Origin of the sequence: Streptomyces sp. NPDC023838 (genome assembly GCF_040639555.1) — a bacterium.
In the GTDB taxonomy this organism is placed as follows: Bacteria; Actinomycetota; Actinomycetes; order Streptomycetales; family Streptomycetaceae; genus Streptomyces.
This window is the reverse complement of the sequence record NZ_JBFAAD010000019.1, coordinates 133,940-160,060: the sequence shown is the minus strand read 5'-3', so window position 1 is coordinate 160,060 and position 26,121 is coordinate 133,940. Positions and strand designations below refer to the sequence as shown.

Sequence of the window (26,121 nt, the reverse complement as noted above, 5' to 3'; positions counted from 1 at the left end):
AGTACGAGGGCTCTCGCCCGGCGCGCCGAGAGCACGCACCAGACGCCGCCGGACCGCCCTTCGGGCGACGACGGGAATTTGACGACAGGCCCTAGAACGCCTGGCGGCGGGTGCGCCACACGGCCAGTGCGAGCAGGGCCGCGCTCGCCACGAGCAGCAGGGCGGCCGCGGTCCACTGGAGGGTGGCCATCTGGTCGTAACCGAAGTAGTCCCACACCGAGTTGACGATGCCCTTCCGGGCGCGGCAGCCGTCCGAGTCGGCGTCGCTGACGCACGTGCTCCAGCCGTAGAGCTTGCCGGAGGCGGTGCCGACCCACTGGTCCACCTGCACCGATCCGTTGAGCACCGCCGGGTGGGCGCCATCGAGCGGGAACGCGACCCGCCGGGGTGTGGCGAGGTGCGGCTTGAGGTAGTCGAAGACCACCGAGAACGCGAACGTGCCGAAGAAGGTGAGCGTCATCGCGGTCACCGCGCGCCGCACCAGGGCGCCGATGACGATGCCGAGCGAGGTGGTGAAGAGCGCCGTCGTGAGCAGTACGGGGCCCGTGTTGTCGAAGATCGACGCTTCGAGCCAGTCGATGGAGACGAACGGCCGGGCGGCGTGCCAGTACCAGGTCAGCAGCGCGCCCAGGACCGCGGTGGTCACCGCGACGAGCGCCAGGGCGAAGCCGAGCTTCCACAGCAGCCAGCGGCCGCGGGGCACCGACTGGGTGGTGACCAGCCGTGCCGTGCCGCTCTCGTGGTCCGAGGCGAGGAGCGGGGCGCCGAGGAAGAGGCCGAAGAGCATCGGCAGATACCCCACGTAGGAGGCGACGTCGTTGAACGTGTTCTCCAACCGCATGCGCAGGGCGCCGTCGACCTCGTCCACGGGGGTGGCGGGCAGGCCGGCGGCGTGCGCGTCGTGCAGCAAACCATGGCGCTGGTAGATGATCCAGGCCGAGCCGAACAGGATCGCCGCCGCGCAGGCGAGCAGAACGGCCCGGTGCTGGCGCGCCACGAGCCAGAGCAGTCCGCGCAGCCTCCTGGGCTTGGTGCGCGTCGGCTCTTCGGTGACGGAGGGGCGGGTGAGCGTGCTCATACGGCGTACTCCTCTTGGTGACCGGGAGCGGCGGCCGGGGAAAGCAGCGCGGGCGCCTCGGGGTTGCGGAGGTAGGCGAGCAGTACTTCTTCCATGCTGGGCTCGGCGAGCTGCCAGTCGCCGGTCAGCGGGCCCTCGGTGCGCACCATCGCGGTGAACTGCCGTCCCGAGGTGCGGGATTCGACCACCGTGTGGGTGGCCAGCGCGGTGGGCAGGCCCCGGTCCGTGGTGACCCCGGTGACCAGGGTGTGCATCGGCACCAGCTCGTCGGTCTCACCGGCCATCCGGACCCGGCCGTCGGCGAGGACGAGGAGGTAGTCGCACATGTGCTCAAGCTCGCTGAGCATGTGGGAGGACATCAGGACCGTGGTGCCGCGCTCGACGGCCTCGGACATCAGCAGCGAGCTCAGCTCGTCGCGGGCGACCGGGTCGAGATCGGCCATCGGCTCGTCCAGGAGCAGCAGGTCGGGCCGCTTGCCGAAGGCGAGCGCGAAGGCCACGCGGGTGCGCTGGCCGCCCGAGAGGCTGCCGATCCTGGCATCCAGCGGGATCCGCCCGGCGCGCACGATCCGCTCGGCCGCCGCCTGGTCCCAGCCCGGGTTGAGCTCCTGGCCCAGCCGCAGCGACTCGGCCACGGTGAACCGCTTGAACATCGGCTTGTCCTGGGCGAGATACGCGTACCGGGGCAGGGCGGCGGGCGAGCCGGCCGGGGCGCCGAAGATCCGCAGTTCCCCGGCGCTCGGCTCGACGAGCCGGGTGGCCAGGTTCAGCAGCGTGCTCTTTCCGGCGCCGTTGGGTCCCACGAGGCCGCAGATGCGCCCGGCCGGAATCCGGAAGGTGCAGTCCCGCAGGGCCCAGCCCCGACGGTATTTCCTCCCCAGCCCACGCGCTTCCAGGGCCCACCGGGTGTCGGCGCCAGGAGTGGTCATGTCGCGCACGCGCCTCCCCCCTTTCCATGATTCCACTAGTTGACTAGTGGAATCATGGTGTCCGCGTCGAGGACCTGTCAAACCGCGGGTGAGAGGGGAGCGGGGGGTCAGTCGGTCGCGCGGGCCTGCTCCCACAGGTCGCGGGTGAGGGCGGCGGCCGGTACCGCCCGGGCGAGACGGTGGCGGCTGCCCGCCCACAGATGGAGCCGCTCCGCGTCCCCGCTCCTGGCCGCGGCGGCGCGCAGCCCCTTGGTCAGATGGTGCACCTGCGGATACGCGACGGGGGCACTCGCGTCGTGCGCGTCGATGAACCGGTTGCGCAGGCCCCGCGCGGGCCGCCCGGAGAACGCGCGCGTGACCACCGTCTCGGTGAAGCGCGGGTCGACGAGGGCGTCCTGGTGCGTCCGCGATGCCCCCGACTCGTACGTGCGCAGATATACGGTGCCGAGCTGCGCGGCGACGGCACCGGCCGCCAGCACGGCGGCGACGTCCTGGCCGGTGCCGAGGCCGCCCGCCGCGATCAGGGGGATCCGCACGCGTTCGCGGACGGCCGCGAGCAGGTCGGGCAGCGGCAGGTCCGACGGCTCGGCCGCGGGGTCGTGGGTAGCCCGGTGGCCGCCCGCCTGCGGACCCTGGAGGCAGAGGGCGTCCATCCCGCGAGCCTCGGCCTCCTCGGCCTCGGCGATGGTGGTGGCGGTCCCGATCAGATGGCTGCCCGCCCGGTGCAGCGCCTCGACGGCGGACGCGCCGGGCAGCCCGAAGGTGAAGGACACCACCGGAGCGGGCTCGCGCACCAGGACGTCGACCTTCTCGTCCCACGCGTCGTCGTCGGCCTCGTCGGTGGGCACGGGCAGGGTGAGGCCGTACTCGGCGGCGTCGGCCCGAAGCTCCTCGCGGTAGGCGGCCACCGCCTCGGCGCTCGGCGGGGCTGGGGGACCCGGCACGAAGAGGTTGACCCCGAACGGGCCGCCCGTCAGCTCCCGGGTCCGGACGATCTGCTCCCGCATGTCCTGCGCGGTGCGGTATCCGGCGGCCAGGAAGCCGAGCGCGCCCACTTCGCTCACGGCGGCGGCCAGTTCGGGAGTGGAGGCGCCGCCCGCCATCGGCGCCTGGACGAGCGGAACGGAGAGTCGGTCGGGCTGGAACGGCATGGTCGTCCTCCAGGGTGAGGGGCTTCGGTGTCGTCCCTCCGATCATGCCGGGGAGGTGGGGCGCGGGCAGGGGCGGGCGCCGCCGTTCCGCTTTCTCCGAGGCCAGGGGGGGTCAAGGGGCGCCGGGGCGTGGCTGATTGATCCATATCGGCGGTGGCCGCGCACGGCGTACGATCCGGCCGCCCGGCGGTCGAAATCCGGCCGCGGGGTCACGAGCTCAATGGGGGAGCGATGACGAGCATCGAGAGCGACAGACAGGCGCCGGACGGCGGCGCTCTGCCGGATCCGGGGGCGCTGGCCACGGTGGCGGAGTTCGTCGGGGGGCTGAGGGCCCTCAAGGCGGTGGAGAGCCTGTCCCTGCGCGAGTTGCAGCGGCGCACCGGGCTGCCGCGGACGACCATCGCCCACGCGCTCAACGACGAGCGCCCGTCGCTGCCGCCGTGGGACCGGGTGCAGGCGCTGTTGCGGGCGTTCGGTGTACGGGAGGACGCGCTGGCGAGATGGAAGGACGCGTGGACACGTATCCGGCTGGATTCGGCCAAGAGCGCGAGCGGGGACGGGTGCGGGGAAGCGGACGCGGTGGCGAGCGAGGAGGCTGCCGCGCCCCCGGAAGGAGGGGTTCAAGAAGGAGAGGTTCAGAAGGCACCGGAAGGTGAGGTTCAGGAGGCACCGCAGGGAGAGGTTCGGCAAGCGGGGACGGCCGAGTTCGAGGTGCCGGCCGCACCCCGTGTCCGATTCCTTCCCGGGCGCCGTGTGCTCGTGCACGGCAGCCTGCTGGGGGTGGGCGCCCTGCTCGGGGCGGCGGTTGTGTTCGGGCTGGGCGGCTCGGCGGGCGGTTCGCCGGGAGCGGGCGGTCCGGTGGAGGCCGAGACCTGTCCACCCGCCACCGCGCCGCAGAGCGGGAGCACCGGCCTGCCCACCTCGGCCGACCCCCGGCCGCCTGCCTCCGCCGACCCCGCCCGGTCGCCCTCCAGCGGTTCCCCGGTACGCCTGGTACAGGCACGCCCCGCCTGGGTGGGCCGCCCGGCGTCCGACGCGCAGATCCTCTCCGACGCGGACGTCGACCTTCCGGTGACGTCCCCGGTGACCGGCGGGGACGCGCTGATCGTCAGCGTCATGCTGACCAGCACCTGCCCCGGCCCCGTCACGGTGACCGACACCCAGGGAGACCGGTTCCTCGTCGCGGGCGACGTCACCGACACCCGCAGGCACCGCACCCTGCTCCTGGCGGGCTTCCACGTGCACGCGCTCACCACCGCCGACTCGATCCGGGTGGTGTACCCGCGGGCCAGCAAGTACCACATCGCGGTCGACGAGTTCCGGGGCATCAGCACGGTCGTCGCGCGGGCACACGCCCACGGCGAGGCCGGTGGCACCGCCTTCACCACCAGCCACAGCAGGCTGGAGTGCGCGGCCGGTGACCTGGTGGTGGCCGCCGTGGGCAGCAACAGCGGTACCGCGCCCGCCTACTCGGCCGAGTGGAACGCACTGCCCGTGCTCAGACTGTCGTCCTACCGCCTGTCCAGCGCCTACCGCGTCGCCCCGGCGGAGATGTCGTGCGCGGCGACCGGGACCACCACGGCCCAGTGGGGCGCGGTGGTCGCGGCCTTCCGCTGACACGGGCGCCGCCCTGGCGGGTTCGCCTCCTTCCCCGGCCGCCCGCGCAGCCAGCCGCCGACGTGGCGGATGTGCCGCTTTCGGCACTGATGGACGGTGGTTTGTAACTGTCGTGCCACACCGGCTCGTACGTGCGAACCGTCGCCGCCGCCGAGGTGTGTTGTACGGCGAGTGCCGGGACGTGCCGGCCCTATCCTCGAGGGAATCATGGACTACTCACACATGCGTCGGGCGATGACAGTGGCGGCGACGGCCGTGGTGGCCGGTGTGCTCGTGGTCGGCTGCGAGCCGGGCGGCGGCAAGGGCCCCGACACGGGCGCCGCGTCCCCCGTGATCCCGACCGCCAAGGCCACCCCGCACACCCCCGCACCCGCCGCCTCCTCCGCCCCGGCAGGCGACGGCAGCGCCAAGCCCAAGCACGCGGCCCCCAAGTGCGGGATCAGCGACCTGAAGGTCACCCCGGCCCACCAGCCGGCCAAGCACCCGGAGGGCACCGGCACGGGCGCGGCGGTCGTCGGCTTCGCCAACACCTCCGCGCACTCCTGCACGGTGAAGGGGTTCGTCACGGTCGGCGGCGCGGGCAACGGCTCTCCGGACCACAACGTCCCCCTCGCCGCCACCCACATCGGCACCGCCTCCACGGTCACGCTCGCCCCGGGCGCCCACGCCTGGACGAAGCTCACCTTCGTGCAGGTCCAGGGCGAGGCCGACGGCTACTGCGTGTCCGGCTCCACCCCGCACGCGTACCCGACCCTGGTCCTCGGGGTACCGGGCGCCGGGCACCACCAGACCGCCATGGACGACGGGGTGTTCGCCGAGTGCGACAACACCGTGAAGGTCACCGCGCTCTCCGCCACGAAGCCCTCCTGAACGGCCAGACCTTCCGGCTCAGCCGTCCCGCGGGCAGAACACCTCCACCCGCTGCACCAGGTTGTTGGCGAAGCCGCCCCGGTTCCAGGGCTGGGTCAGCGGCTGGGTGGCGCCCCCGGCGTCGGTGGCGCGGGCGCTCAGGACGTGGCTGCCGGGCGTGGCCGTCCAGGGCGCCCACCAGCGGCGCCAGGCCCACTCGTGGCCGTCCGCCGGGGCGAGTTCGGCCTCGTACCACGTGCGCCCGTCGTCCGTGCTCACCTCGACCCGGACGACCGGCGCCCGCCCCGACCAGGCCCGGCCCTCCAGCAGGACGCGGCCGGGGCGTACGACACGGGTGCGGGACATGAAGTCCGGGAAGCCGGGCGGGACCATCAGCGCGCGCGGAGCGATCCGGGTGACCGGGTCGCCCGGTTCCTGGGCCGACTGCCGGTAGCGGTAGGCCACTTGCTGCTGGAAGCCGCTGAACGGGGTCGCGGTGAGGGTGATGGCGCGCAGCCACTTCACATGAGCCATGCCGTACCACCCCGGGACCACCAGCCGCAGCGGGTGGCCGTGCTGGGGCGGCATCGGGGCGCCGTTCATCGCGTACGCCACCAGCACCTCGGGATCCGGCCCGACGGCGTCCGCCAGCGGCAGACTGCGCTGGTAGTCCTGCTCCACACCGCGCTCGACGCCGTGGTCCGCGCCGGTGAAGACGGCCTCGACGGCATCCGCCTTCACCCCCGCCTCGGCGAGCAGCGTGCGCAGCGGCACCCCGGTCCAGTCGGCGGTTCCCACCCCCTCGACCAGCCACGGCTGGCTGACGGGACGTGGGTCGAGCCGCGCCCGGCCGTTGCCCGCGCACTCCATGGTCACCCGGTGCGTAACGGCGGGGAAGGCGCGGAGGGCCGCCAGGTCCAGGGTGAGCGCGGTGCGCACACGGCCGCCCACGGTGAGTTCCCAGCCGTCCGCGTCGGCGTACGGGATGTCGTAGTGGACCAGGACGTAGTGCAGTCCGGGCGGGGTGACGTCGTAGCGCAGGGCCTCCAGGGGGAGCCCGTGGTTGCGGGCCGCCAGGGCGAGTTCCTCGGGGCTGACGCCCTCCGCCGGGCCGGCGAGACGCCCCGGGGTGCTGATGTCACCGATGCCGCCGTCCATGACCCCATCGTGCGCCGGTGACCGGCCCCGGTCATCTCCTGAGCCGGGCCGGCCGGGGATTGCGAGTCTCCGCTCCCGGCGAGACGCTGGAGGTGTCAGCCCTGTGGCGCCCGTTGACGGCCGAGGCCGGTGGGGACGCCGGGGCACCGGCGCGCACGCACCACCGGCGGCCCAGCAGGGAAAGGGCAGGGCGGGTCCACGGACCGCACCGTGCCGCTGCAAGGAGATCGCCATGGACGGCACGACGCTGGAGGCGATGCGGACCGTACTACGCGGTCCGGTCATCGGCCCGCAGGACCCGGAGTACACCCAGGCCCGCACGATCTACAACGCGATGATCGACCGGCGGCCGGCCGCGGTCGTCCGGTGCGCGGACGCGGGCGACGTCATCGACGCGGTCGACTTCGTCCGCGACCACGGCCTCGAACTCGCCGTCCGGGGCGGCGGCCACAGCGGCGCGGGCCTGTGCCTGGTGGACGACGGCGTCACCCTCGACCTGTCGCCGATGCGCTGGGCGCGCGTCGACCCCTCGGCGGAGATCGCCCAGGTCGGCGGCGGTGCCACGCTTGGCGACCTGGACCACGCGACGCACGCGTTCGGCCTGGCCACCCCCGGCGGCATCATGTCGACGACCGGCGTCGGCGGGCTGACCCTGGGCGGCGGCCACGGCCATCTGACCCGCAAGTACGGCCTGACCATCGACAATCTGCTGGCCGCCGACGTGGTGCTCGCGGACGGCAGCTTCGTCACCACCAACGAGCGCAACCACCCGGACCTGTTCTGGGCGCTGCGCGGCGGCGGCGGGAACTTCGGCGTCGTCACCGCCTTCACCTTCTCGCTGCACCCGGTGCACACCGTGGTGCTGGGCGTCACCGTATGGACGCTGGACCGCATCGGTGACGTGCTGCGGTGGTACCGCGAATTCCTGCCGCAGGCGCCCGAGGACCTCAACGGGTTCTTCGCGGTGCTGGAGATCCCACCGGGGCCGCCGTTCCCGGAGGAGATCCACGGACAGAAGATGTGCGGTGTGGTGTGGTGCTGGACCGGCGACCCCGACCAGGCCGACCAGGTCTTCGAGCCGGTCCGCGAACCCGGCCCGCCCGCCTTCCACTTCACGGCGCCCATGCCGTACCCGATGGTGCAGAGCATGTTCGACGAGCTGATCCCCACCGGGCTGCAGTGGTACTGGCGCGGCGCGTTCTTCGACCGGATCACGGACGGTGCCATCGACGTCCACGCCAAGTACGCCGAGGGCATCCCCACCAGCCTGTCGACGATGCACCTGTACCCGGTCGACGGCGCCGCCCACCGGGTCAAGCCGGGCGACACGGCCTGGGGCTACCGGGACGCGGTCTGGTCCGGGGTCTTCGGCGGCATCGACCCCGACCCGGCCAACGCCGAGACCGTCAAGCAGTGGTGCGTGGACTACTGGCAGGAGCTGCACCCGCACTCCATGGGCGGCAGCTACGTCAACTTCATCGGCGCGGGCGAGGGCCAGGAGCGGGTCAGGGCCACCTACCGCGACCAGTACGACCGCCTCGCCGCGGTCAAACGCTCCTATGACCCGCACAACCTCTTCCACGCCAACCAGAACATCGAGCCCGCGCGGAGTTAGCCCCTCACACCGCCCGTCACACCGGCAGGAGCCGTGCGACCAGGCCGCCGAGCTGGTGCGCGTTGCGGCACACGTGCATCTCGACCAGCTCGGCGTAGGCGAGGGCCGCGGAGTCCCCGGTCGACCACAGGGACGCCGGTTCGGGGTTGAGCCAGTAGACCCGGCGGGCGCGCTCCGCGATGCGGCGCAGCGCGGGCAGGTTCGGGTCGCTCATGTTGGTACGGGCGTCGCCCAGCACGAAGACGGCGGTGCGCGGGCCGACCGCGTCGAGGTAGCGCTCGGCGAACTCCCCGAGCGAGGTGCCGTAGTCGCTGCTGCCGTGCCAGCCGGTCACCGCCGCCTCGCCCGCGATGCGCTCCCCGAGGCCCGCCGGGTCCGCCGCGCCCTTGCGCAGCAGCCCGGTGACCTCGTCCACGCGGTTGACGAAGGCGAACACCCGCACCTTGCTGAACTGGTCGTGGAGCGCCTGGACGAGCAGCATCGTGAAGTTCGCGAACCCCGCGACCGATCCGGACACATCGCAGAGCAGTACCAGCTCAGGACGGACGGGACGGCGTCGGCGCAGGACCGGGCGCATGGGGACCCCGCCGGTCGACAGCGAGCCGCGCAGGGTGCGGCGCAGATCGATCCGCCCGCGGGCCGCGCGGCGCCGGCGCGCGGCGAGGCGGGTGGCCAGTTTGCGCGCCAGCGGATGCACCGACCTGCGCAGCTCGTCGAGTTGGGCGCGGCCCGCCACGAGGAAGTCGACCCGGTCGGCGGTGGGACGCACGGCCCGGCGCGCGATCTCCTCGGCGCCGCGCCGCTCGGCGACCCGGCGGCGCGCCTCGGTGCCCACCCGTTGGCGGAACTCCTCGATGCGGCGACGGATCTCGTCGTCGGTCAGCCGGTCGGTGAAGGCGGCGCCCTGGCCACCCCGGGCGAGCGTCGCCCGTACGCGCGCGAGCAGCGTCTGGGGGCGCAGCCGGTCGAGCGTCTGGTGCGCGGAGAAGCCGTCCGAGCCGGGCGAGGCGCCGTATCCGCCGAGGCTGTCCACCGCCTCGGCCGCCAACTGCCCCAGCGCCGCCGGGTCGTCGGCGGCGAGCGCGGCGGCCAGCCGCTCGCGCAGCTGAGCCACGTCACCGTCCGGCGCGGCCGGTGCGCCGACGCGCAGCGGGAAGTACAGATCGAAGACGGGGTCGAAGACCGACCGCTGTCCTTCGTGGTGGAGCAGGGCAGCGGCCAGCCCCTCGCGCACCCGCTCGCGGTCCTCGAAGCCGAGCACCTCCAGGGCGGCCGCGGCGTCGACGGTCTCGCCCGGGCCGATCCGCAGCCCGTGCGTCCGCAGCGCCCGGACCAGCTCGGTGACCCGGTCGGGGAGCGCGGTCACACGGCGTCCAGGTCGAGTTTGGCGGCGGCCTTCACCATGTCGTCCTGGTGCTTGAGCAGTACGCCGAGGCTGTCGCGCACGACGTTCTCGTCGAGCGTGCCGGCGCCGAGCGCGAGCAGCGTACGGGCCCAGTCGACCGTCTCCGAGACCGACGGCACCTTGCGCAGGTCCATCGCCCGCAGCGCACCGACCACCCGCACCACCGACGCGGCGAGCGCCTCGTCGAGGCCGGGCACCTTCAGCCGCACGATCCGGCGCTCCAACTCCTGCTCGGGGAAGCCGATGTGGAGGAAGAGGCAGCGGCGGCGCAGGGCTTCGGAGAGCTCGCGGCTCGCGTTGGAGGTGAGCACCACGAACGGGCGGCGCGTCGCCGTGATCGTGCCCAGCTCCGGCACGGTGACCTGGAAGTCGCTGAGGACCTCCAGGAGCAGCCCCTCGACCTCCACGTCCGCCTTGTCCATCTCGTCGATCAGCAGGACCTTGGGGTCGCTGCCGCGAATGGCCGTGAGCAGGGGGCGGGAGAGCATGAACTCCTCGCCGAAGATGTCCGTGCGGGTCTCGTCCCACGACTCGTCGCGGCCCGCGGTGATCCGCAGCAGCTGCTTGGCGTGGTTCCACTCATACAGCGCGCGGGACTCGTCGACGCCCTCGTAGCACTGGAGCCTGATGAGTTCGGCGCCCGCGACCTGGGCCACCGCCTTGGCCAGCTCCGTCTTGCCGACGCCCGCCGGGCCCTCGACGAGCAGCGGCTTGCCGAGCCGGTCGGCGAGGAAGACCGTGGTGGCGACGGCCGGGGAGGCCAGATAGCCGGTCTCGGCCAGGCGGGCGGAGACATCGTCCACGGACGTGAAGTACCCGGTCGTCATGGGGCGTTCTCCTGGTCTCCCGCCCGGCGGAGCGGCTTCGCGGCGCTGGTGGGTGATGTCGTGCGTACGTGATGTCGTACGTACTCGATCAGTTCCCCGGGCCGGTCCACAACGGGCGGACACGGTTTGCGGCGAAGGTCACGGCCGGTCCGCGTGGGTGGCGGGGCGCGTGGTCAGCAGGAGCGCGATGTCGTCCGGCCGGTCGGTGGCCTGCCGGGCCTCCTCGATGAGCAGGTCCGCGGTGCCGCCCAGGGACGGGCCGGTGCGGCGGGTGGGGGTGGCGGCGCGGGACAGGGCCGCGCGGAGCCGTTCGACACCCTCGTCGATGTCCGTGCCAGGCCGCTCCACCATCCCGTCGGTGTACAGCGCGAGCACCGCACCCGGCTCCAGCCGCAGGTCCACCACCGGGTACACGGCGTCCGGGGCCACCCCCAGCACCACGCCGCCGGGCAGGTCCAGGACCTCGGTGCGGCCGTCGGGGTGGCGCAGCAGCGGCTGCGGATGTCCGGCGCGGGCGGCCCGGGCGGCGCCGGTGAGCGGGTCGAGCCTGATGTAGCAGCAGCTGGCGAACTGGCCCGGGTCGAGGTCGATGAGCAGCCGGTTGGTACCGCTCATGACCTCCTCGGGCGGATGCCCGCCGAGCGCGAAGGCCCTTACCGCGCTGCGCAGTTGCCCCATGGTGGCCGCGGCCTGCACCCCGTGTCCCTGGACGTCGCCGATGACCAGGGCGAGGCCGTCCCCGGCTTCGACGACGTCGTACCAGTCGCCGCCCACGTCCATGCCCTGGGTGCCGGGCAGATACCGTCCCGCCGTCTCCACCTGGGGATGTACGGGAAGGCGGTGGGGGAGCAGGGCCGCCTGGAGGCCGCGGGCGAGGGCGGCCTCGGTGTCGTAGCGCTGGGCCCGCTCCAGGGCCTGGGCGATGAGCCCGGCGAGCGCGGTGAGGACTGTGCGCTCCTGCGGGCTGAACCCGCGCGGCCGGTCGAAGCCGAGGATGCAGGAGCCGACCGGCCGCCCGGAGGCGATCAGCGGCAGGAAGGCGCGGGCGCCCTCCTCGGCGTCGAGGGGGATGCCGGGGTAGGCCGCCGAGAGCTGCTCCATGGACTCGAAGAAGAGCGGACGGCCGCTGGTGAGCGTCTCGACACCGGGCAGCCGCACGTCCAGCGCGACGCCGTCGAAGGGGTCGAGGAAGCCCTTGGGGAAGCCGCTCTCCCAGGCCAGGTAGAGGTGGCGGTCCTGGAGGAGATAGATGGCCAGGCGCCGGCCGCCGAACGCCGGCAGGAGCTCCTGCATCACCACGGCGGAGACCTGGCGGGCGGTGACCGCCTCGCTCAGCGCCAGGGCGAGGAAGACCGGGGGGTAGAGCGAGTCCGCCCCGCCGGCCCGCGCGGCGGATGCGGCCGGGACGTCCGCGAGCGCCGCCGGGGTCGCCAGCGGGTCGAACGGGGGGTCGTCGCGCTCGTGCCCGTCGTGGTCGGTCCCGCCGGGGAGGGGGGCGGCCTTGGCGGCCTCCGCCTCCCGGCCCAGCGGGACCGCCGTGAACGTCAGCCCGTCGGGGCCCGGGTAGACGGACAGCGAGAACCGGTCGCCGTCGCCGTACCGCTCCCCGGACCCCGGCCCCTCACCGGGTGCCGGCGGGCGTCTGACCTGGAAGTGCACGGGGTCCCTCGACAGCAGCGCGCCGCGCAGATGGTCCTCGTACGTGGGCTGCTCCAGCCACGGCACCGCGTGCCACAGGGACCGCCCGAGCAGTTCGCTGGGCGGGTGGCCGAGGAGCAGGGCGGCGCGCGGGTTGACGTAGCTGAACAGCCCGAGGCGGTCCAGCGTGAACACGCCCTCGGGGAGCAGATCGGCCGCGCCGTCCCCGGGGGTGCCGCGGCCCGCGTGCCGCGGGGAAGCGCCGTTGGCTGGGGGCTGTACGCACAGCGGCTCGCCGTCCCAGAGGACCTCGGGGCCGTCCGCCTCCAGTTCGTGGAGGGCGGCGCCCAGGGCCTGTGCCGCCTCGGTGAGGCGGTCGCGGTCCTGGGGGGCCGAGGTCGGGTCCCAGGCCGCGGGACGCAGCACGGTGAGGACCCCGTACGCCGTGGACGCCCCCACCACGGGCACGTACACCGAGCCGAACCGGAACGGCAGGCCGGCCGCGAGCTGGGGGTAGCGGCGCATGGTCTCGGTGAGGTCGGCGAGCTGGATCTCGACGCCGAGGCGGTGGGCGTCGGCCACCGGGAACGGCCGGTCCACGTGCATCCGCCACCAGGGGCGGAAGAGCGGTCCGGGCAGTCCCGCGAGCACGGCGAGCCGCAGCAGCCCGGGCGTGCTGGAGCGCAGGTACACGCCGCCGACGTGGCCGCTGACGGCGCGCATGGCCTCCGCCACGGCCCCGGTGAGCAGTGCGGTCAGTCTTTCCGGCGCCCAGTGCTGGCTCTCGGCGCTCTCAGTCATCGGTCTGCCCTCGTCCGCGCGCCGCGCGGTAGGTGATACAGCAAGAATGCGCCACGGGGCCGGGGGCCCGCACCTCGTGCGTGGCGCCCGGGTGGCCGGGCCGCCGGAGCCCTGGGGCTCAGGGGGCGGCGCGGGCCGAGGATCCGCCCGGTGCCTCCCCGAACGTACGGCGGTAGGCGCCCGGTGTCGTCCCGAGCGCGGCGCGGAAGCGGCGGCGGAGGTTGACGGCGGAGGCGAGGCCGACGCGCGTGGCGATGGCCTCGACCGGCAGGCCGGTCTCCTCCAGGAGGACCCGCGCCGCGTCGATGCGGCGGCGCAGCAGCCACTGGCCGGGGCTGACGCCGAGCTGGCCGTTGAAGCGCCGGGCCAGGGTGCGGCCGGAGAGCCCCGCGTGTGCGGCGAGCCGGTCGAGGGTGAGCGGGGTGTGCAGGCGTGCGTCGGCCCATTCGAGCAGTGGCGCCAGTGACTCGTCGGCGGCCCGGGCGGGCACGGGCGGGGCCGCGTACTGGAGTTGGCTGCCCTCGCGGTGCGGCGGCAGGACCATGCTGCGGGCGATCCGGCCGGCGTGGGCCGCGCCGTGGTCGGTCCGCACGAGGTGGAGGCACAGATCGATCCCGGCGCCGCTCCCGGCGCTGGTCGCCACGTCGCCGTGGTCGACGTACAGGACGTCCGGGTCCACCTCGACCTCGGGATGCTCGGTGGCGAGCTGGTCGGTGCGGCGCCAGTGGGTGGTGGCGCGGCGGCCGTCGAGCAGCCCGGCGCGGGCGAGGACGAAGGCGCCCGTGCAGATGGACACGATCCGGGCGCCGCGCCGGTGGGCGGCCCGCAGGGCGTCCAGGACGGCCTCCGGCACGGCCCCGTCGACCGGCTGCCAGCCGGGCACGACCACGGTGTCCGCCGTCTCCAGCGCGCAGAGCCCGGCCTCGACGAGCATCGGGCAGCCGACGGTGGTCGGTACCGGCCCGGGCCGCTCGGTGCACACCTCGAAGGTGTACGCGTCGGGGAGATCCGGGCGTACGGCGCCGAAGACCTCGGCGGCGCAGGCGAGTTCGAAGGGCGACTGCGGTGGGTTGATCAGGGCCACGACACGGTGACGGTCCATGGCAGGAATGTACCCGCAGATGTCTTTCTGGACTCTCGGGGAGCGGATCCGATGTGATCCACAGTGGTGCCATGAGCGAGATCACCGGAACAGGACCGCTGAAGACCGTCGTGCGCGTCGAGGAGGTGGAGCCGATCGACGTCGCCCCCGGCATCGTGCGCCGCAGGGTGGGGATCACCGAGCACGCGCGCGGCTGGCTGATCGACTTCGCGCCGGGCAGTGAGTGGCCCGAGATCGACGTCCACGCCACCGAGGAGCGCTACTACGTGCTCAGCGGGGAGGTGATCGAGGGGGAGGAGCGCCACGCCGCCGGTACCTACGTGGTGTTCGCGCCCGGCAGCCGCCACCGGCCGCGCAGCGAGAGCGGCGCGCGGATGCTCGGCATCACGGTGCTCTGACACTCCGCGCGCCCCGGGCGCGTATACGCGTATACACGAGTGGGCCGGAAGGCGACCCGCCTTCCGGCCCACTCACCCCTCTTCGGGGGTGGGGACAGGACCTAGCTCTCCGCGTGCCCGCTCGCCAGCGGCCACTCGCGGTGGAGGGCGCCGAGCGGGATGCGGCGTTCGATGATCGGCGTGCCGAACAGGGACAGCTGGAAGTGGAGCTGGCCGCTCAGGTCGAAGCCGCCGTAGACGGCCCAGGCGCCGGACACGGACACCTTGCCGTCGGTGGACGCGGTCGCCTTGGCGTCGGCCTCGCCGCGCACATAGGGGGCGAAGTCGGCGCTGACACCGACGGCCCCGTACAGACCGACGGACGCCTCGGCACCGAGCGCGCCCTTGACGCGCCCGGCCGCGGCCACGGTGGCCGTCACCGGCGAGCTGTGCACGGCGGAGGTGCTGACCGGGGTCCAGCCCTTGCCGGACGCGTAGCTGCCGCCGACACGGAAGTCGCCCTTGACGTCCTGCTGGACGTCGAGCGTGACGTGGCCGTCGGCCTCGACCTGCACGTAGCAGGTCAGGTCGAGGTTGACGACGACGGGGACCGGGCCGACCTGGATGACGGGCGCGCTGTGCAGCTTGGCGAAGGGGATGCGCTTGGGCGTACCGGTGCTCGCGGCGGCGCGGCCCTTGAGCGCCCACTGCGAGGACCAGTCGCCGCTCATGCCGAGGAACGCGGAGCGCGGCGCGAGGCCGCCCGAGCTGCCGTCGTACGAGAACTCCACCTCGGGGGCGAGCTGGACGAAGCCGGAGACCGAGGCGCCGGCGGAAGCCGGGGCGTCCTTGGCGGTGTCCACCGCGGCGTTCACGTCCAGGCGCAGATTGCCGAGAGGCAGCTTGGCGCCCTTGGGCCCGAAGGTGAGGCCCTTGCCCTTGGCCCAGGAGAAGGTGACGCCCTTCATCAGGGGCTCGACCTTCACCGAGGACGGGTCGACCGGGACCTTGCCGTCGGCCTTGTCGTCCTTGAGGACCGAAGCCAGCGTGGTGGAGGCGGTCTTCACCTCGGTGCCGCGGTCGGTCTTCCCGACGACCTCGGTGACCTTGGCGAGCAGGCCGTTGGGGGCACCCGGCGCCGGAGCGCTGGCGATGACGTCGCCGACCGCGACGGGCTTGTCGGGTGCGGGGGAGTGGCTGGGCGCGCTGCTGTGCCCCTGCGGGGCCGTGGATATGACGGCCCGTCGGCTCGTCTTGTCGTAGGAGGCGACCTTCAGCGAGGACTTCTCCGGCCGGCCCTTGCCCGTACGGGTGCGGGCCACGGCCGTCGGCGCGGACGCCTCCTGCGGCGCCGCGGCCACGTCGAGCTGCTGCGTGTCGTCGGCGGCCGCCGCGGTGGTGGCGGTGCTGCCCGGCTGCGCCGCGCTGCTGTGCCCGGTCGAGGAGCAGCCGGTGGCGGCGAGGGCCAGGGCGGCCAGGCCGGGCACCAGGAGGCGTGTGGTGAACGTGCGCACGTGGATGTGACCTTCGGATGGGAGGAGGGGGGTCGTTACTTGGGAGTAACGCGAAGGCCGATCATGCCATGTGCGCCCGGTGCCAGTCACCTTGACTGCCCGCCAACTCGCCTGTGACACAGGACGGTTGAAGCTTCATTTACGTGGGTGGGAGCGGCATTCACGTGGGGTGGGGGCGGCGCATACGTCGGTGGGGCGGTTCGGGGTGCCGGGAGCAGCCCCCAACCGCCCCCACTCCTGCGTCAGGCGTTCTCGGCGAACGCGTCGACCCCGGTCAGCTCGGCGGAGAGCCGCCACAGCCGTGCGGCCTGTGCGGGGTCCGTCGCGTGCGCGCTGACACCGGTGGTGAGTTCATCGCGCGGCACTTCGCCGTCGGCGGGGCCGTCGTCACCCGGGCCCGCGGGCTCCGCGATGTCGCAGTCCTCGCAGTAGACACCGCCCAGGCCCGCCAGTCGGGGCGAGGTCGCCGCCCAGACCTGGGTGGCCGCACCCTGCTCCGGCGTCTTGAACGAGTCGGCCACGTTGCCCTCCTCGTCGACCCACCCCGCGTCGAGCATCTCCTCGCGCGGGACGTGGCGCGTGAGGGGCGTCAGGATCTCGCCGGGGTGCAGCGCGAACGCCCGCACCCCTGCGTCCCGTCCCAAGGCGTCGAGGTGGACGGCGAAGAGCACGTTGGCCGTCTTGGCCTGCCCGTACGCCAGCCACTTGTCGTAGCCCCGGGCGAAGTGCACGTCGTCCCAGCGGATGCCGGAGAGCTGGTGGCCCCGCGAGGACACCGCCACCACCCGCGCCCCGCCCGCCGCCAGCGCCGGCCAGAGGTGGTTGACCAGCGCGAAGTGGCCGAGGTGGTTGGTCGCGAACTGCGCCTCCCAGCCCGGCCCGACCCGGGTTTCGGGGCAGGCCATCACCCCGGCGTTGTTCACCATGAGGTCGATGCCCCGGCCCGATGCGAGGAAGCGGTCGGCGAAGGCGCGGACGCTGTCGAGGTCGGAGAGGTCCAGGGTGTCGACCTCGACGCCGGGCCCGACACCGCCGTCGGCGCCGGTGAGGCCCGCCAGTGCCTCCTGGGCGGCGGCGCGCCGCCGTGCGGGCACCACCACATGGGCCCCGGCCGCTGCCAGCGCCCGGGTCGTCTCCAGGCCGAGGCCCGAGTAGCCGCCGGTGACGAGGGCGAGCTTCCCCGTGAGGTCGATGCCCTCCAGCACCTCCTGTGCGGTGCTGCGGGGTCCGTGCCCGGATCCGATCCTGTGCTGAGGAGTAGTCGTTCGAGTCGTGTCGGTCGTGTCAGATGTCGTGCGCGTCGTCATGCCGGAGAAGCTACGAATTGGAGTGCGCTCTCAGTCAAGCACGGCCCTGACGGGTGGAGCCGGCGCGGTGCGCGTCCAGGGACGTGCCTGCTCCAACTGCCCCACGACGGCGAGGAGTTGGAGCTCCGAGCCGGGACGGCCAACGAGCTGGACGGAGCCGGGCAGGCCCGTCGGCAGCGAGCCGAACGGCATCGCGAGGGCGGGGTGGCCGGAGAGGTTCCACGGCGGAGTCATCGGCGAACAGGCGGTGTTGACCAGGACGTTGGCCCACCAGCCACGCTCGTGCCAGGCGTCGGCCGCCGGGCCGCGCCGGGCCAGCGCGGGCGTGAGCAGGACGTCGTACTCCTCGAAGAAGGGCGCGAGCCGCTTGTTGAGCGCACCTCGGTGATCCGCGCGCAGCATCCCGAGCCGCCCGGCGGCCCGCCCGATCGCCGCGTGCCGCCGGGTGCGCGGGGTGAGCAGGCGCGGGTCGAGCCCCTCGGCGTCCTGCGCGGTGCCTCCCGTCCAGCGGGCGAGGATGACCGTGCCGAAGGTGAGGGGATAGGGCGGATGGGCGGCCGACACCCGGTGCCCGGCCTCCACCAGCGCCCGGGCCGCCTGGCGGGCGAGCGAGGCGTACGCGCCGCCGACGCGCACTCCGGCGATCGGGCTGCGCGTGGAAACCGCGATCCTGAGGGCGCGCGGCGGATCGGCCGACTCGTCGGCGCCGGGCCGTGTCTCGCCCGCCTCGTCCGTGTCGCCCCTCTCATCCGTCTCGCCCGCGAGCACCGAGAACATCAGCCGTGCGTCTGCCGCCGTCGTCGCCAGCGGGCCGTTCTCCGACATCCCGAACCAGGCACCGCCGAGTCCGGCGGGCACCCGTCCGGTGCCCGGCTTGAGGCCGATCAGACCGCAGTGCGCCGCCGGGATCCGCAGCGAGCCCATGCCGTCGTTGCCGAGCGCGAGCGGCACCAGCCCCGCCGCGACCGCGGCCGCGCTGCCCCCGGAGGAGCCGCCCGCCGTACGCGACGGATCCCAGGGGTTGCGGGCGATCCCGTGGACCCCGTCCGTGGTCCCGAAGACACACAACTCCGGTACGTGCGTGAGCCCCACCACCACCGCGCCCGCCGCCCGCAGCCGGGCGACGGTGACGTGGTCCTCGGCCGCGAGGGTCGCCGGGGTGGCCGCGGAGCCGTTGCGGGTGGACTCTCCCCGTACGGGGAGGTTGTCCTTGACGGCGACGGGAACTCCGGCCAGCGGCAGCCGGGACAGGTCCGTGCGCGCCCCGACCGCGTCCGCCTCCGCCAGGGCGGCCGTGGCGCGCACCACGCGGAACGCGCCGACCCGGCCGTTCTGCGCGGCGATCGCGGCCAGATGGTCGGCGACCACCTCGCGGGGTGTGACCACCTTCTGCCGTACGGCCTCGGCTATCTCGGTGGCGGTCCGGCCTGCCCACTTGGTCACGGCGGCTCCTCGGCGCTGCTGGCTCGGTCACGACGGGCGAGAGGCCACTGTGTACGAACCACGCGTCTCCTGTCGATACCCGTGGATCTTCGCCCCGACCGTCCCCCGGGGCTCTGCCGGGATCGTCACCGCCGTGATGGAGCCGGCGACCAGAGCGTGCGCTGACCCGTCTTCGACGACCCGCCTTCGAGGCCGGTCTTCGACGACCCGTCTTCGACGCCCCTGAGCAGGGCGGGTCGTCGCGAAAGCGGGGTGCGGGCCGCCCCGTCGGCTGCCATAGTCACCCGCGTGACCCTGCTCCCCCTCCTCGTCGACTTCGCCACGACCGGCCGCATCGGGCCGCTCCACTGCGGCATACCCCTCACCGAGGCCGAGGAGCTGCTCGGCCCCGGGCGGCCCCATCCGGTCATCCGGATGAAGGGCCCGGACACCGACGGCTATCCGTACGCCTGGGGCGACCTGGAGCTCGTCGTCACCCGACGCCTGGTCAGTGGCATCTGGATCCGGCTCTGGCCGGGCTCGACGGTCTCGATGCCGCCCCTCGTCCTGCCGGACGCCGGGCCGCACGAGGCGACCGTGCCGCGCGAGGACCTGTTCGCCGCGCTCGACGAGGCGGGCTGCCACCACGAGGTCAACAGCCTCCTGACCTTCGACGAGCAGTCGAGTATCTGGACCCGGCCCGCCGACGTCTGTGCGGTGTTCGGCATGCCGGGCCGGGACAACCGCGTGCCGGACCGCGACCGGTTCTACCTTGAGGCGCTCCACAAACACACCACCGAGTGACGCGGGGGTGTGCGCCCGGGGGGATACCCCCACCCCGGCCGTCGTGCCTGCCGGATGGGATCGCGCGTATCGCTCAACCACCCTTGTCCCATGACCACTTACCGCCACAGAGGCCTCGCGATCGCCCTCTCCCTCGCGGCCGCCACCACGGCCCTGACCGCCACCGCCGTCCCGGCGGCCCAGGCCCGCTCCGGCAGCGCCGAGGCGCCTGTACTCGACTGGAAACCCTGCGCCGACGACACCGCCAGGACCGGTCGGGAGTGTGCCACGCTGCCCGTGCCGCGTGACTACGACGACCCGCACGGCCCGAGCCTCACGCTCGCCGTGTCCCGGCTGCGCAGCGCGAACCCGGAGAAGCGGCGCGGGGCGCTGCTGGTCATCCCCGGCGGGCCGGGAGGGTCCGGGCTGCGACAGCTGGCCGAGCAGGGGGCCGCGCTGCGCGAGGAGACGGGAGGCGCCTACGACCTCGTCAGCTTCGACCCGCGCGGCGTGGGCGCCAGCACCACGGCGAGCTGCGCACTCTCCGACGACGACCGCATGATGGTGAACCTCCGGTCCTGGCCCGGCCCCGGCGGCGACATCAGCGAGAACATCGCCAGGTCCCGCCGCGTCGCCGACGCCTGCCGGCGCAACGGCGGCGCGGTGCTGCGCAGCTTCACCTCCCGCAACGAGGCCCGTGACATCGACCGCTTCCGCCAGGCGCTCGGCGAGCGCAAACTGTCGGCGTACGGCGTCTCGTACGGCACCTACGTGGGAGCGGTGTACGCGCAGCTCTTCCCGCAGCACACGGACCGCTGGGTGCTCGACAGCAACGGCGACCCCGACCCGGGCCGCGTCGAGCGCGGCTGGCTGGCCAACATGGCACCGGCGGCCGACATCCGCTTCCCGGACTTCGCGGCCTGGGCCTCCGACCCGGCCCGGGAGACCAAGGGGCTGCGGCTGGCCGAACACGCCCAGGACGTACGGCCGTTGGTCATCGCGCTGGCGGCGAAGCTGGACGTGGAGCCGAGGAAGACGGCCAAGGAGGGCGTCCCGCTCACCGGCAACCAACTGCGCCAGGCACTCCAGATGGCCCTCTACTCGGACGGCTCCTTCCCCATGCTGGCGCGGCTCATCAAGGCGGCCCAGGACCCCGCCGCGACTCCGGTCCTGCCCGCCCCGCTCGCCGAGCCGATGAGCGACCAGGAGGCCGCGGGCGTCGTGGGGGTGCTCTGCAATGACATGAGCTGGCCGAAGTCGGTCCCCTCGTACGAGCGGGCCGTCGCGGCCGACCGGATCCGCCACCCGCTCACGGCGGGCAGCCCCGTCAACGTTCTGCCCTGCACCTTCATGAAGGACGCGCCGGCCGAGAAGCCTGTCCGGATCACCGACGAGGGCCCGTCCAACATCCTGATGATCCAGGGCCTGCGGGACCCCGCGACGCCGTACTTCGGCGCTCTGAAGATGCGTGCGGCGTGGGGCGACCGGGCCCGCCTGGTCACCGTCGACCACGGCGGCCACGGGATGTACCTGGACAACGGCAACGCGTGCGGCGACCGTGCGGTCACCACGTTCCTCACCGCGGGCGTGCGTCCGGAGCGGGACACGTACTGCGCGAGCTGACCGCCCGCCACGCAAGGCCGTACGGCGGGTGTGTCAGGCGGTGAACCCGATGTGCACGTGGTCGTGGTGGGTGGCGTCGGAGAAGAACTGGTTCGCGGTCGCACCGCCCGACAGCTGGACCGGTCCGCCGACGTTGTACGAGCCCGCCGCGGCCGCGGCGCGCATGAAACCGGTGATCAGCCCACGTGAGGTCGCCGGGTCGACCACCGGGTGCCCGTCGATGCGCCAGACGTCGAAGGCCCGCCCCGGCGGATGGTCGCTGGGGCGGTTCGTACCGAACACGTCGAGTGGGTGCCCCGAGCGGACGACGCTCACCGACAGCCGGTGGTCACCCGCGAGCCGGAGCATCGCCCGCAGCACGCTCTCGTGCACCTTTCCGCTGCGGACGTCGGCGGCGGAGGCGGGCGGCAGCTCGATCCGGGACTGGGCGAGCACCGCCTTCGCCGAGGCGCTGAGGGGACCGGCGGGGCCCGGGTCGGCGGGGTGCAGGGAGGTGACCCGCCAGCCCGACGGGGCACGGCTGAGCCGCACGTCGACGGTGGTTCCGCCATGCTGGACGGACGTGCCGGTCCGCGTGCTCTGTTCGCACACGACGAGCACGCTCGCCGAGTCGGACAGGATCCCGCCGTACTGGGCGTCGATCACCCGGACCACCGCCTCGTCCGCCGAGGGCGTCAACGGCCCTGCCTCGGCGGCGAGTTGGGTCGCCGAGGCGGCGGGGATGCCGAGTGCGGCGGCCCGGTCCGCCGCCCCGCGCGCACCGCCCTGCCCGGCCTGCCAAGTCCCGAGCGCTTCGACGAGACGTACGGCGGCGGTCTTGGCGGCGGGGGTGACCTCGTTGGGACCCGGCCGCCAGGGGACGGGTGAGGGCAAGGCCGCCGTCGTGCCAACCTCCCTGCTGGGGGCTGGAGTTGGCGTGGGTGTGGACGGCTTCCGTACTACGCGGCTCGACGGGGTGCCGGTGGTCTGCGGGGTCTTCGTACCGTCTGAGCAGCCCGTGGCACAGGCGCACCAGGCGGCCGTCCCCAGCAACAGCGCCCGGCGCCCGAGGGGCCCCGGACGCTGCTCCTCGTGGGGTGGGGGATGACGGACCATGACCGCTCCTCTGGGCACACGACGTGCTTGTTGCGGGCCTGCGGACCTGTGGGCCTGCGGGTCGCCTGCGGTGGGGCGCCGAGGCGTGCCTCCACTATCCGTCAAACCCGCCCGGCGGCGGCGAACCCCCGCGGGCGACTACTCCGTATGCGGCCTCATAGCCCTGGGCGGCGCGGTGGCCGCCCTCGCCGCGGGCGTCGTCGTAACGGCGAAGCGGCCGGAGGTGTGGGCCGTATGCCCGCCGTACCCCCGCCGTTCGCCCCCCCCGTACGCCCCTCGTATGTCCCCTGTACGACCCCGGCCGCCGACCGCTCGTGAGGTCAGCGTGGCGCGAGCGCCGGTTCCGGGCTTTCCGGGCTTTCCGGGCCGAAGCGCCGACGGTACGCCGACGGGCTCAGGCCCGTCTCACGGCGCAGCCGGGCGCGCAGATTGGCGGCGGTGCCCAGTCCGCTGCGCCGCGCGACCACGTCGAGCCGCTGCTCACCGCGTTCGATGAGGCGGCAGGCGAGGGCGATCCGCTCGCCGGTGAGCCAGGCCAGCGGTGTGGTGCCCAGCTGGACGCGGAAGCGGCGATGCAGGGTGGCGGGGCTGACGGCCGCGCGGGTGGCGATGTCGGCGACCGTGAGGGGGTCGCCGAGCCGTTCCTGGGCCCAGGCGAGCACCGGCGCGAGCGATTCGTCCGGGGTGTCAGGGACGGGCCGCTCCACGAACTGCCGCTGCCCGCCGTCCCGGTGGGCGGCGAAGACCAGCCGACGGCTCACCGAGTTGGCCACCTCGGCGCCGTGGTCGCGGCGGACCAGGTGCAGTCCGAGGTCGAGGGCGGCGGCGCTGCCGGCCGAGGTGAGGATGTCCCCGTCATCCACGAACAGCACGTCCGGCCGCAGGTCGACCGAGGGGAAGCGGGCCCGGAACGAGTCGGCCCACTGCCAGTGCGCGGTGGCGCGCCGCCCGTCGAGCACCCCCGCCTCGGCCAGGGTGAAGGCACCGCTGCACATCCCCACCAGGCGGGCGCCGCGTGCGTGCGCCCGCCGGACGGCGTCGAGGACGGCGGGGCGCCGGGGCACGTCGGTGTCCGGCCGGTTGGGCACGATCAGGGTGTCGGCGGTGTCGGCCGCGTCCAGCCCGGCGACGCCCGTCAGCGTGAAGAAACCGTCCCGCATCAAGGTGTGCGGATCGGGGGCGCACAGGGCGAAGTCGTAGAGCTCACGGCCGAGTTCGGGCCTGCGCAGCCCGAACACCTCGGTGACACAGCCCAGCTCGAAGGGGTTGGAGTTCTCGTCGACGATCACGACGACCCGGTGGGTGTGTGCTGCGCGGGTCGCGTGCGAGGAATCTTGCGGCATGTGCGATTTCTAGCACTCACGGCCGTGGAACACCACGGCCCAGGATGAGCTCATGAGCAACGACCCCATCGCCCTGAACCAGGCCCTGGCCTCCTTCGACGCCCTCTGGAGCCCCCGCATCGTCACCGGCGTCAACGACTACGACGTACGCGTCGCCAAGGTCGAGGGCGAGCACCTCTGGCACGTCCACGACCACACCGACGAGTTCTTCCTGGTGCTCGACGGGGAGTTGAGCATCGCCCTGCGGGAGGCCGACGGGGAGCGGACCGTGACCCTGGCCACCGGCTCGGTCTTCACCGTGCCGCGCGGCACCGAGCACAAGCCGTCGGCGCCGTCCGGTGCCTCGATCCTCCTCTTCGAGCCCAGTGGCACCCTCACGGTCGGCGACCGCCACGACGAGGTGCCCGCCCATGTGGACGCGACGACCGGGCACACGCTCTGACCGCCGGGTTCCCTCAGCGGCGGTGTCGGCAACGATCATGTTTCCGGCACGTTTCACCCGCCCCGCCGGAACACCCCTACGGTGAAAGGTACTTCCCTCCCCGGCTGATCATCTGACATCTTGCGTCCACCACTCGTTTCGTACGACCCGGCAGGTGCCACCCGTACCTGCCGGGTCATCGGAGGACGCATTGATACCCCCCATACCCCGTATGTCCAGACGCTCCCGACGCCTCCTGGCCGGGGCCGCCGCCCTCGGAGCCGCGCTGACCTTCGCGGCTCCCGCCCTCGCGAGCACCCAGCCGGTCGCCCCGGCCGCCGCCCCGGCCCACGCGGCCGCCAACGCCCCGGCCCGCAGCGCGGCCTGGGCCGCCGGTACCCGCGCCTACCTGGTCATCACCGCTCCCGGTGACACCTCGGCGGTGCGCTCGGCCGTCACCGCCAACGGCGGCACGGTCTTCTCGTACTTCGACGCGATCGGCGTCATCGTCGCCCACTCCGCCTCCAGCACCTTCGCCACCACCATGCGGGGCGTCGGCGGAGTCCAGCAGGTGGGCGCCACCCGCACCGCGGACGTCCCGGCCGACGCCTACGACCCGGCGCTGCCGAACAACCCCGCGCAGTCGACCACCCCGGCCGGCGAGCCGGTCCGCTGGGACATGAGCCAGATCAAGGCCGACCAGGCCTGGGCCGTCTCCACCGGATCCGCCTCGGTGAAGGTGGGCATCCTCGACACCGGCGTGGACGACCAGCACCAGGACCTGGCGGCCAACTTCGACGCCGCCGACTCGGTCTCCTGCGCCTACGGCAAGCCGGACACCCGCACCGGTGCCTGGCGCGACGTGGACAGCCACGGCACGCACGTCGCCGGTACCATCGCCGCCGCCAAGAACGGCAAGGGCGTCGTCGGCGTCGCGCCGGGAGTGAAGGTGGCCTCGGTCCGCCTCGCCGAGCCGGGCTCCACGCTCTTCTACGCCGAGAACACCGTCTGCGGTCTGGTGTGGGCCGGTGACCACGGCTTCAAGGTCACCAACAACAGCTACTACACCGACCCCTGGCAGTTCAACTGCCCGGACAACGTGGACCAGGCCGCCATCATCGAGGGCGTCCGCCGCGCCCAGGAGTACGCGGAGGGCAAGGGCTCCCTCCAGGTGGCCGCCGCGGGCAACTCCAACTACGACCTGGCGAACAAGACGACCGACACCGAGAGCCCCAACGACTCGACCCCGACCACCCGCCGCATCACCAACGCCTGCCTCGACATCCCGACCGAGCTGCCGGGCGTCGTCACCGTCTCGGCGATGGGCAGCGGCAACGTGAAGGCGTCCTACTCCAACTTCGGCAACGGCGTCATCGACGTCGCGGCCCCGGGCGGCGACGGCTCCAACGGTGTCTACTCCACCCTGCCAGGCGGCAAGTACGGCACCAAGAGCGGTACGTCGATGGCGTCGCCGCACGTCGTCGGCGTGGCCGCGCTGCTGGCGAGCACCAACCCGGGCATCACCCCGGCCCAGCTCCGCGACAAGCTGGCCGTCCAGGCCAACGACGTCGCCTGCCCGTCGGACAGCCGGTGCACCGGCACCACCGCGAAGAACGCGTTCTTCGGCGAGGGCCAGGTGGACGCGCTGAAGGCGGTCGGCGCCACCACCCCGCCGGGGAAGTACTTCGAGAACACGGCTGATGTCGCCGTGAACGACAACACCACCGTGGAGAGCCCGTTGACGGTCACCGGCGTGACCGGCAACGCCCCGGCCACCCTCAAGGTGGGCGTGAACATCGTGCACACCTACATCGGTGACCTGAAGGTCGACCTCGTCGCCCCCGACGGCACCGTGTACACCCTGCACAACCACACCGGCGGCAGCGCGGACGACATCCACCAGACGTACACCGTCGACGCCTCCGCACGGGTGGCCAACGGCACCTGGAAGCTGCGCGTGAACGACAACGCGGGCGGCGACACCGGCCGTATCGACAGCTGGAACCTCACGTTCTGAACCTGCTGAACCTGCTGGGCCTTCTGGGCCTTGTGAGCCTCTGAACCTT

21 protein-coding genes are annotated in these 26,121 nt (G+C 73.4%); 8 read left to right on the top strand and 13 right to left on the bottom strand.

Annotated elements, in window-relative coordinates:
- Positions 1-91 precede the first annotated feature (91 nt).
- From AB0G17_RS23410 to AB0G17_RS23400, 3 genes are all read right to left on the bottom strand, one after another.
- Positions 92-1,078, bottom strand: a complete 987-nt coding sequence (locus AB0G17_RS23410; RefSeq protein WP_361386018.1) for an ABC transporter permease subunit — start codon at positions 1,076-1,078, stop codon at positions 92-94.
- Entirely contained in the window at positions 1,075-2,007 is a 933-nt protein-coding gene (locus tag AB0G17_RS23405) for an ABC transporter ATP-binding protein (RefSeq protein WP_361386015.1), read from the bottom strand. The genes AB0G17_RS23410 and AB0G17_RS23405 overlap by 4 nt, the downstream gene beginning before the upstream one ends.
- 107 nt (positions 2,008-2,114) lie before the next feature.
- Positions 2,115-3,158, bottom strand: coding sequence for a nitronate monooxygenase (locus AB0G17_RS23400; RefSeq protein WP_361386012.1), 1,044 nt, complete (start codon positions 3,156-3,158; stop codon positions 2,115-2,117).
- A 231-nt stretch (positions 3,159-3,389) separates the two neighbouring features.
- Here AB0G17_RS23400 and AB0G17_RS23395 point away from each other — a divergent pair, with 231 nt between their 5' ends.
- Both AB0G17_RS23395 and AB0G17_RS23390 read left to right on the top strand, forming a co-directional pair.
- Positions 3,390-4,775 (top strand): helix-turn-helix transcriptional regulator, encoded by a 1,386-nt coding sequence (locus AB0G17_RS23395; RefSeq protein ID WP_361386010.1) that lies wholly within the window; start codon positions 3,390-3,392, stop codon positions 4,773-4,775.
- Between the two features lie 207 nt (positions 4,776-4,982).
- The gene (locus AB0G17_RS23390) at positions 4,983-5,645 is read left to right on the top strand and encodes a DUF4232 domain-containing protein (protein WP_361386007.1); all 663 of its coding nucleotides are present in this window, start codon (positions 4,983-4,985) and stop codon (positions 5,643-5,645) included.
- Between the two features lie 18 nt (positions 5,646-5,663).
- Here AB0G17_RS23390 and AB0G17_RS23385 read toward each other — a convergent pair whose 3' ends face one another.
- Entirely contained in the window at positions 5,664-6,782 is a 1,119-nt protein-coding gene (locus tag AB0G17_RS23385) for a sulfite oxidase (protein WP_361386004.1), read from the bottom strand.
- A gap of 232 nt (positions 6,783-7,014) precedes the next feature.
- Between AB0G17_RS23385 and AB0G17_RS23380 the strand changes: the two genes are divergently transcribed.
- Positions 7,015-8,397, top strand: a complete 1,383-nt coding sequence (locus AB0G17_RS23380) for an FAD-binding oxidoreductase (protein ID WP_361386001.1) — start codon at positions 7,015-7,017, stop codon at positions 8,395-8,397.
- A 16-nt stretch (positions 8,398-8,413) separates the two neighbouring features.
- On the opposite strand, the gene AB0G17_RS23375 is transcribed toward AB0G17_RS23380, so the two are convergent.
- From AB0G17_RS23375 to AB0G17_RS23360, 4 genes are all read right to left on the bottom strand, one after another.
- A complete protein-coding gene (locus tag AB0G17_RS23375; protein WP_361385998.1) occupies positions 8,414-9,763 on the bottom strand; it encodes a VWA domain-containing protein in 1,350 nt (449 codons plus the stop codon).
- On the bottom strand, positions 9,760-10,629 hold the full coding sequence (locus tag AB0G17_RS23370) for a MoxR family ATPase (RefSeq protein ID WP_361385995.1): 870 nt from the start codon (positions 10,627-10,629) through the stop codon (positions 9,760-9,762). Before AB0G17_RS23370 ends, AB0G17_RS23375 begins: the two co-directional genes overlap by 4 nt.
- 138 nt (positions 10,630-10,767) lie before the next feature.
- Positions 10,768-13,068 (bottom strand): SpoIIE family protein phosphatase, encoded by a 2,301-nt coding sequence (locus tag AB0G17_RS23365; RefSeq protein WP_361385992.1) that lies wholly within the window; start codon positions 13,066-13,068, stop codon positions 10,768-10,770.
- A 118-nt stretch (positions 13,069-13,186) separates the two neighbouring features.
- Positions 13,187-14,170: a helix-turn-helix domain-containing protein gene (locus AB0G17_RS23360; protein WP_361385989.1), complete on the bottom strand. Its 984-nt coding sequence runs from the start codon at positions 14,168-14,170 to the stop codon at positions 13,187-13,189.
- Between the two features lie 71 nt (positions 14,171-14,241).
- On the opposite strand from AB0G17_RS23360, the gene AB0G17_RS23355 reads away from it, so the two are divergent.
- Positions 14,242-14,568 carry a cupin domain-containing protein gene (locus AB0G17_RS23355; RefSeq protein ID WP_361385986.1) on the top strand — a complete coding sequence of 109 codons (327 nt, stop codon included), beginning with the start codon at positions 14,242-14,244 and terminating at the stop codon, positions 14,566-14,568.
- Between the two features lie 101 nt (positions 14,569-14,669).
- On the opposite strand, the gene AB0G17_RS23350 is transcribed toward AB0G17_RS23355, so the two are convergent.
- The 3 genes from AB0G17_RS23350 to AB0G17_RS23340 form a co-directional block, all read right to left on the bottom strand.
- Positions 14,670-16,061, bottom strand: coding sequence for a hypothetical protein (locus AB0G17_RS23350; RefSeq protein ID WP_361385983.1), 1,392 nt, complete (start codon positions 16,059-16,061; stop codon positions 14,670-14,672).
- Positions 16,062-16,303: 242 nt separating this feature from the next.
- Positions 16,304-17,368, bottom strand: a complete 1,065-nt coding sequence (locus AB0G17_RS23345) for an SDR family NAD(P)-dependent oxidoreductase (protein ID WP_361385980.1) — start codon at positions 17,366-17,368, stop codon at positions 16,304-16,306.
- Positions 17,369-17,398: 30 nt separating this feature from the next.
- On the bottom strand, positions 17,399-18,811 hold the full coding sequence (locus tag AB0G17_RS23340) for an amidase (RefSeq protein ID WP_361385977.1): 1,413 nt from the start codon (positions 18,809-18,811) through the stop codon (positions 17,399-17,401).
- Between the two features lie 288 nt (positions 18,812-19,099).
- Here AB0G17_RS23340 and AB0G17_RS23335 point away from each other — a divergent pair, with 288 nt between their 5' ends.
- Positions 19,100-19,594, top strand: coding sequence for a hypothetical protein (locus AB0G17_RS23335; RefSeq protein WP_361385971.1), 495 nt, complete (start codon positions 19,100-19,102; stop codon positions 19,592-19,594).
- Positions 19,595-19,684: 90 nt separating this feature from the next.
- Positions 19,685-21,196, top strand: a complete 1,512-nt coding sequence (locus AB0G17_RS23330) for an alpha/beta hydrolase (RefSeq protein WP_361385968.1) — start codon at positions 19,685-19,687, stop codon at positions 21,194-21,196.
- A 33-nt stretch (positions 21,197-21,229) separates the two neighbouring features.
- On the opposite strand, the gene AB0G17_RS23325 is transcribed toward AB0G17_RS23330, so the two are convergent.
- Both AB0G17_RS23325 and AB0G17_RS23320 read right to left on the bottom strand, forming a co-directional pair.
- Positions 21,230-22,069: a hypothetical protein gene (locus AB0G17_RS23325; protein WP_361385965.1), complete on the bottom strand. Its 840-nt coding sequence runs from the start codon at positions 22,067-22,069 to the stop codon at positions 21,230-21,232.
- 542 nt (positions 22,070-22,611) lie between these two features.
- Complete coding sequence (locus tag AB0G17_RS23320) at positions 22,612-23,634, bottom strand: helix-turn-helix domain-containing protein (protein ID WP_361385962.1); 1,023 nt, start codon at positions 23,632-23,634, stop codon at positions 22,612-22,614.
- 52 nt (positions 23,635-23,686) lie between these two features.
- Between AB0G17_RS23320 and AB0G17_RS23315 the strand changes: the two genes are divergently transcribed.
- Both AB0G17_RS23315 and AB0G17_RS23310 read left to right on the top strand, forming a co-directional pair.
- Positions 23,687-24,076 (top strand): cupin domain-containing protein, encoded by a 390-nt coding sequence (locus AB0G17_RS23315; protein WP_361385959.1) that lies wholly within the window; start codon positions 23,687-23,689, stop codon positions 24,074-24,076.
- 211 nt (positions 24,077-24,287) lie between these two features.
- The gene (locus AB0G17_RS23310) at positions 24,288-26,072 is read left to right on the top strand and encodes a S8 family serine peptidase (RefSeq protein ID WP_361385956.1); all 1,785 of its coding nucleotides are present in this window, start codon (positions 24,288-24,290) and stop codon (positions 26,070-26,072) included.
- Positions 26,073-26,121 lie beyond the last annotated feature (49 nt).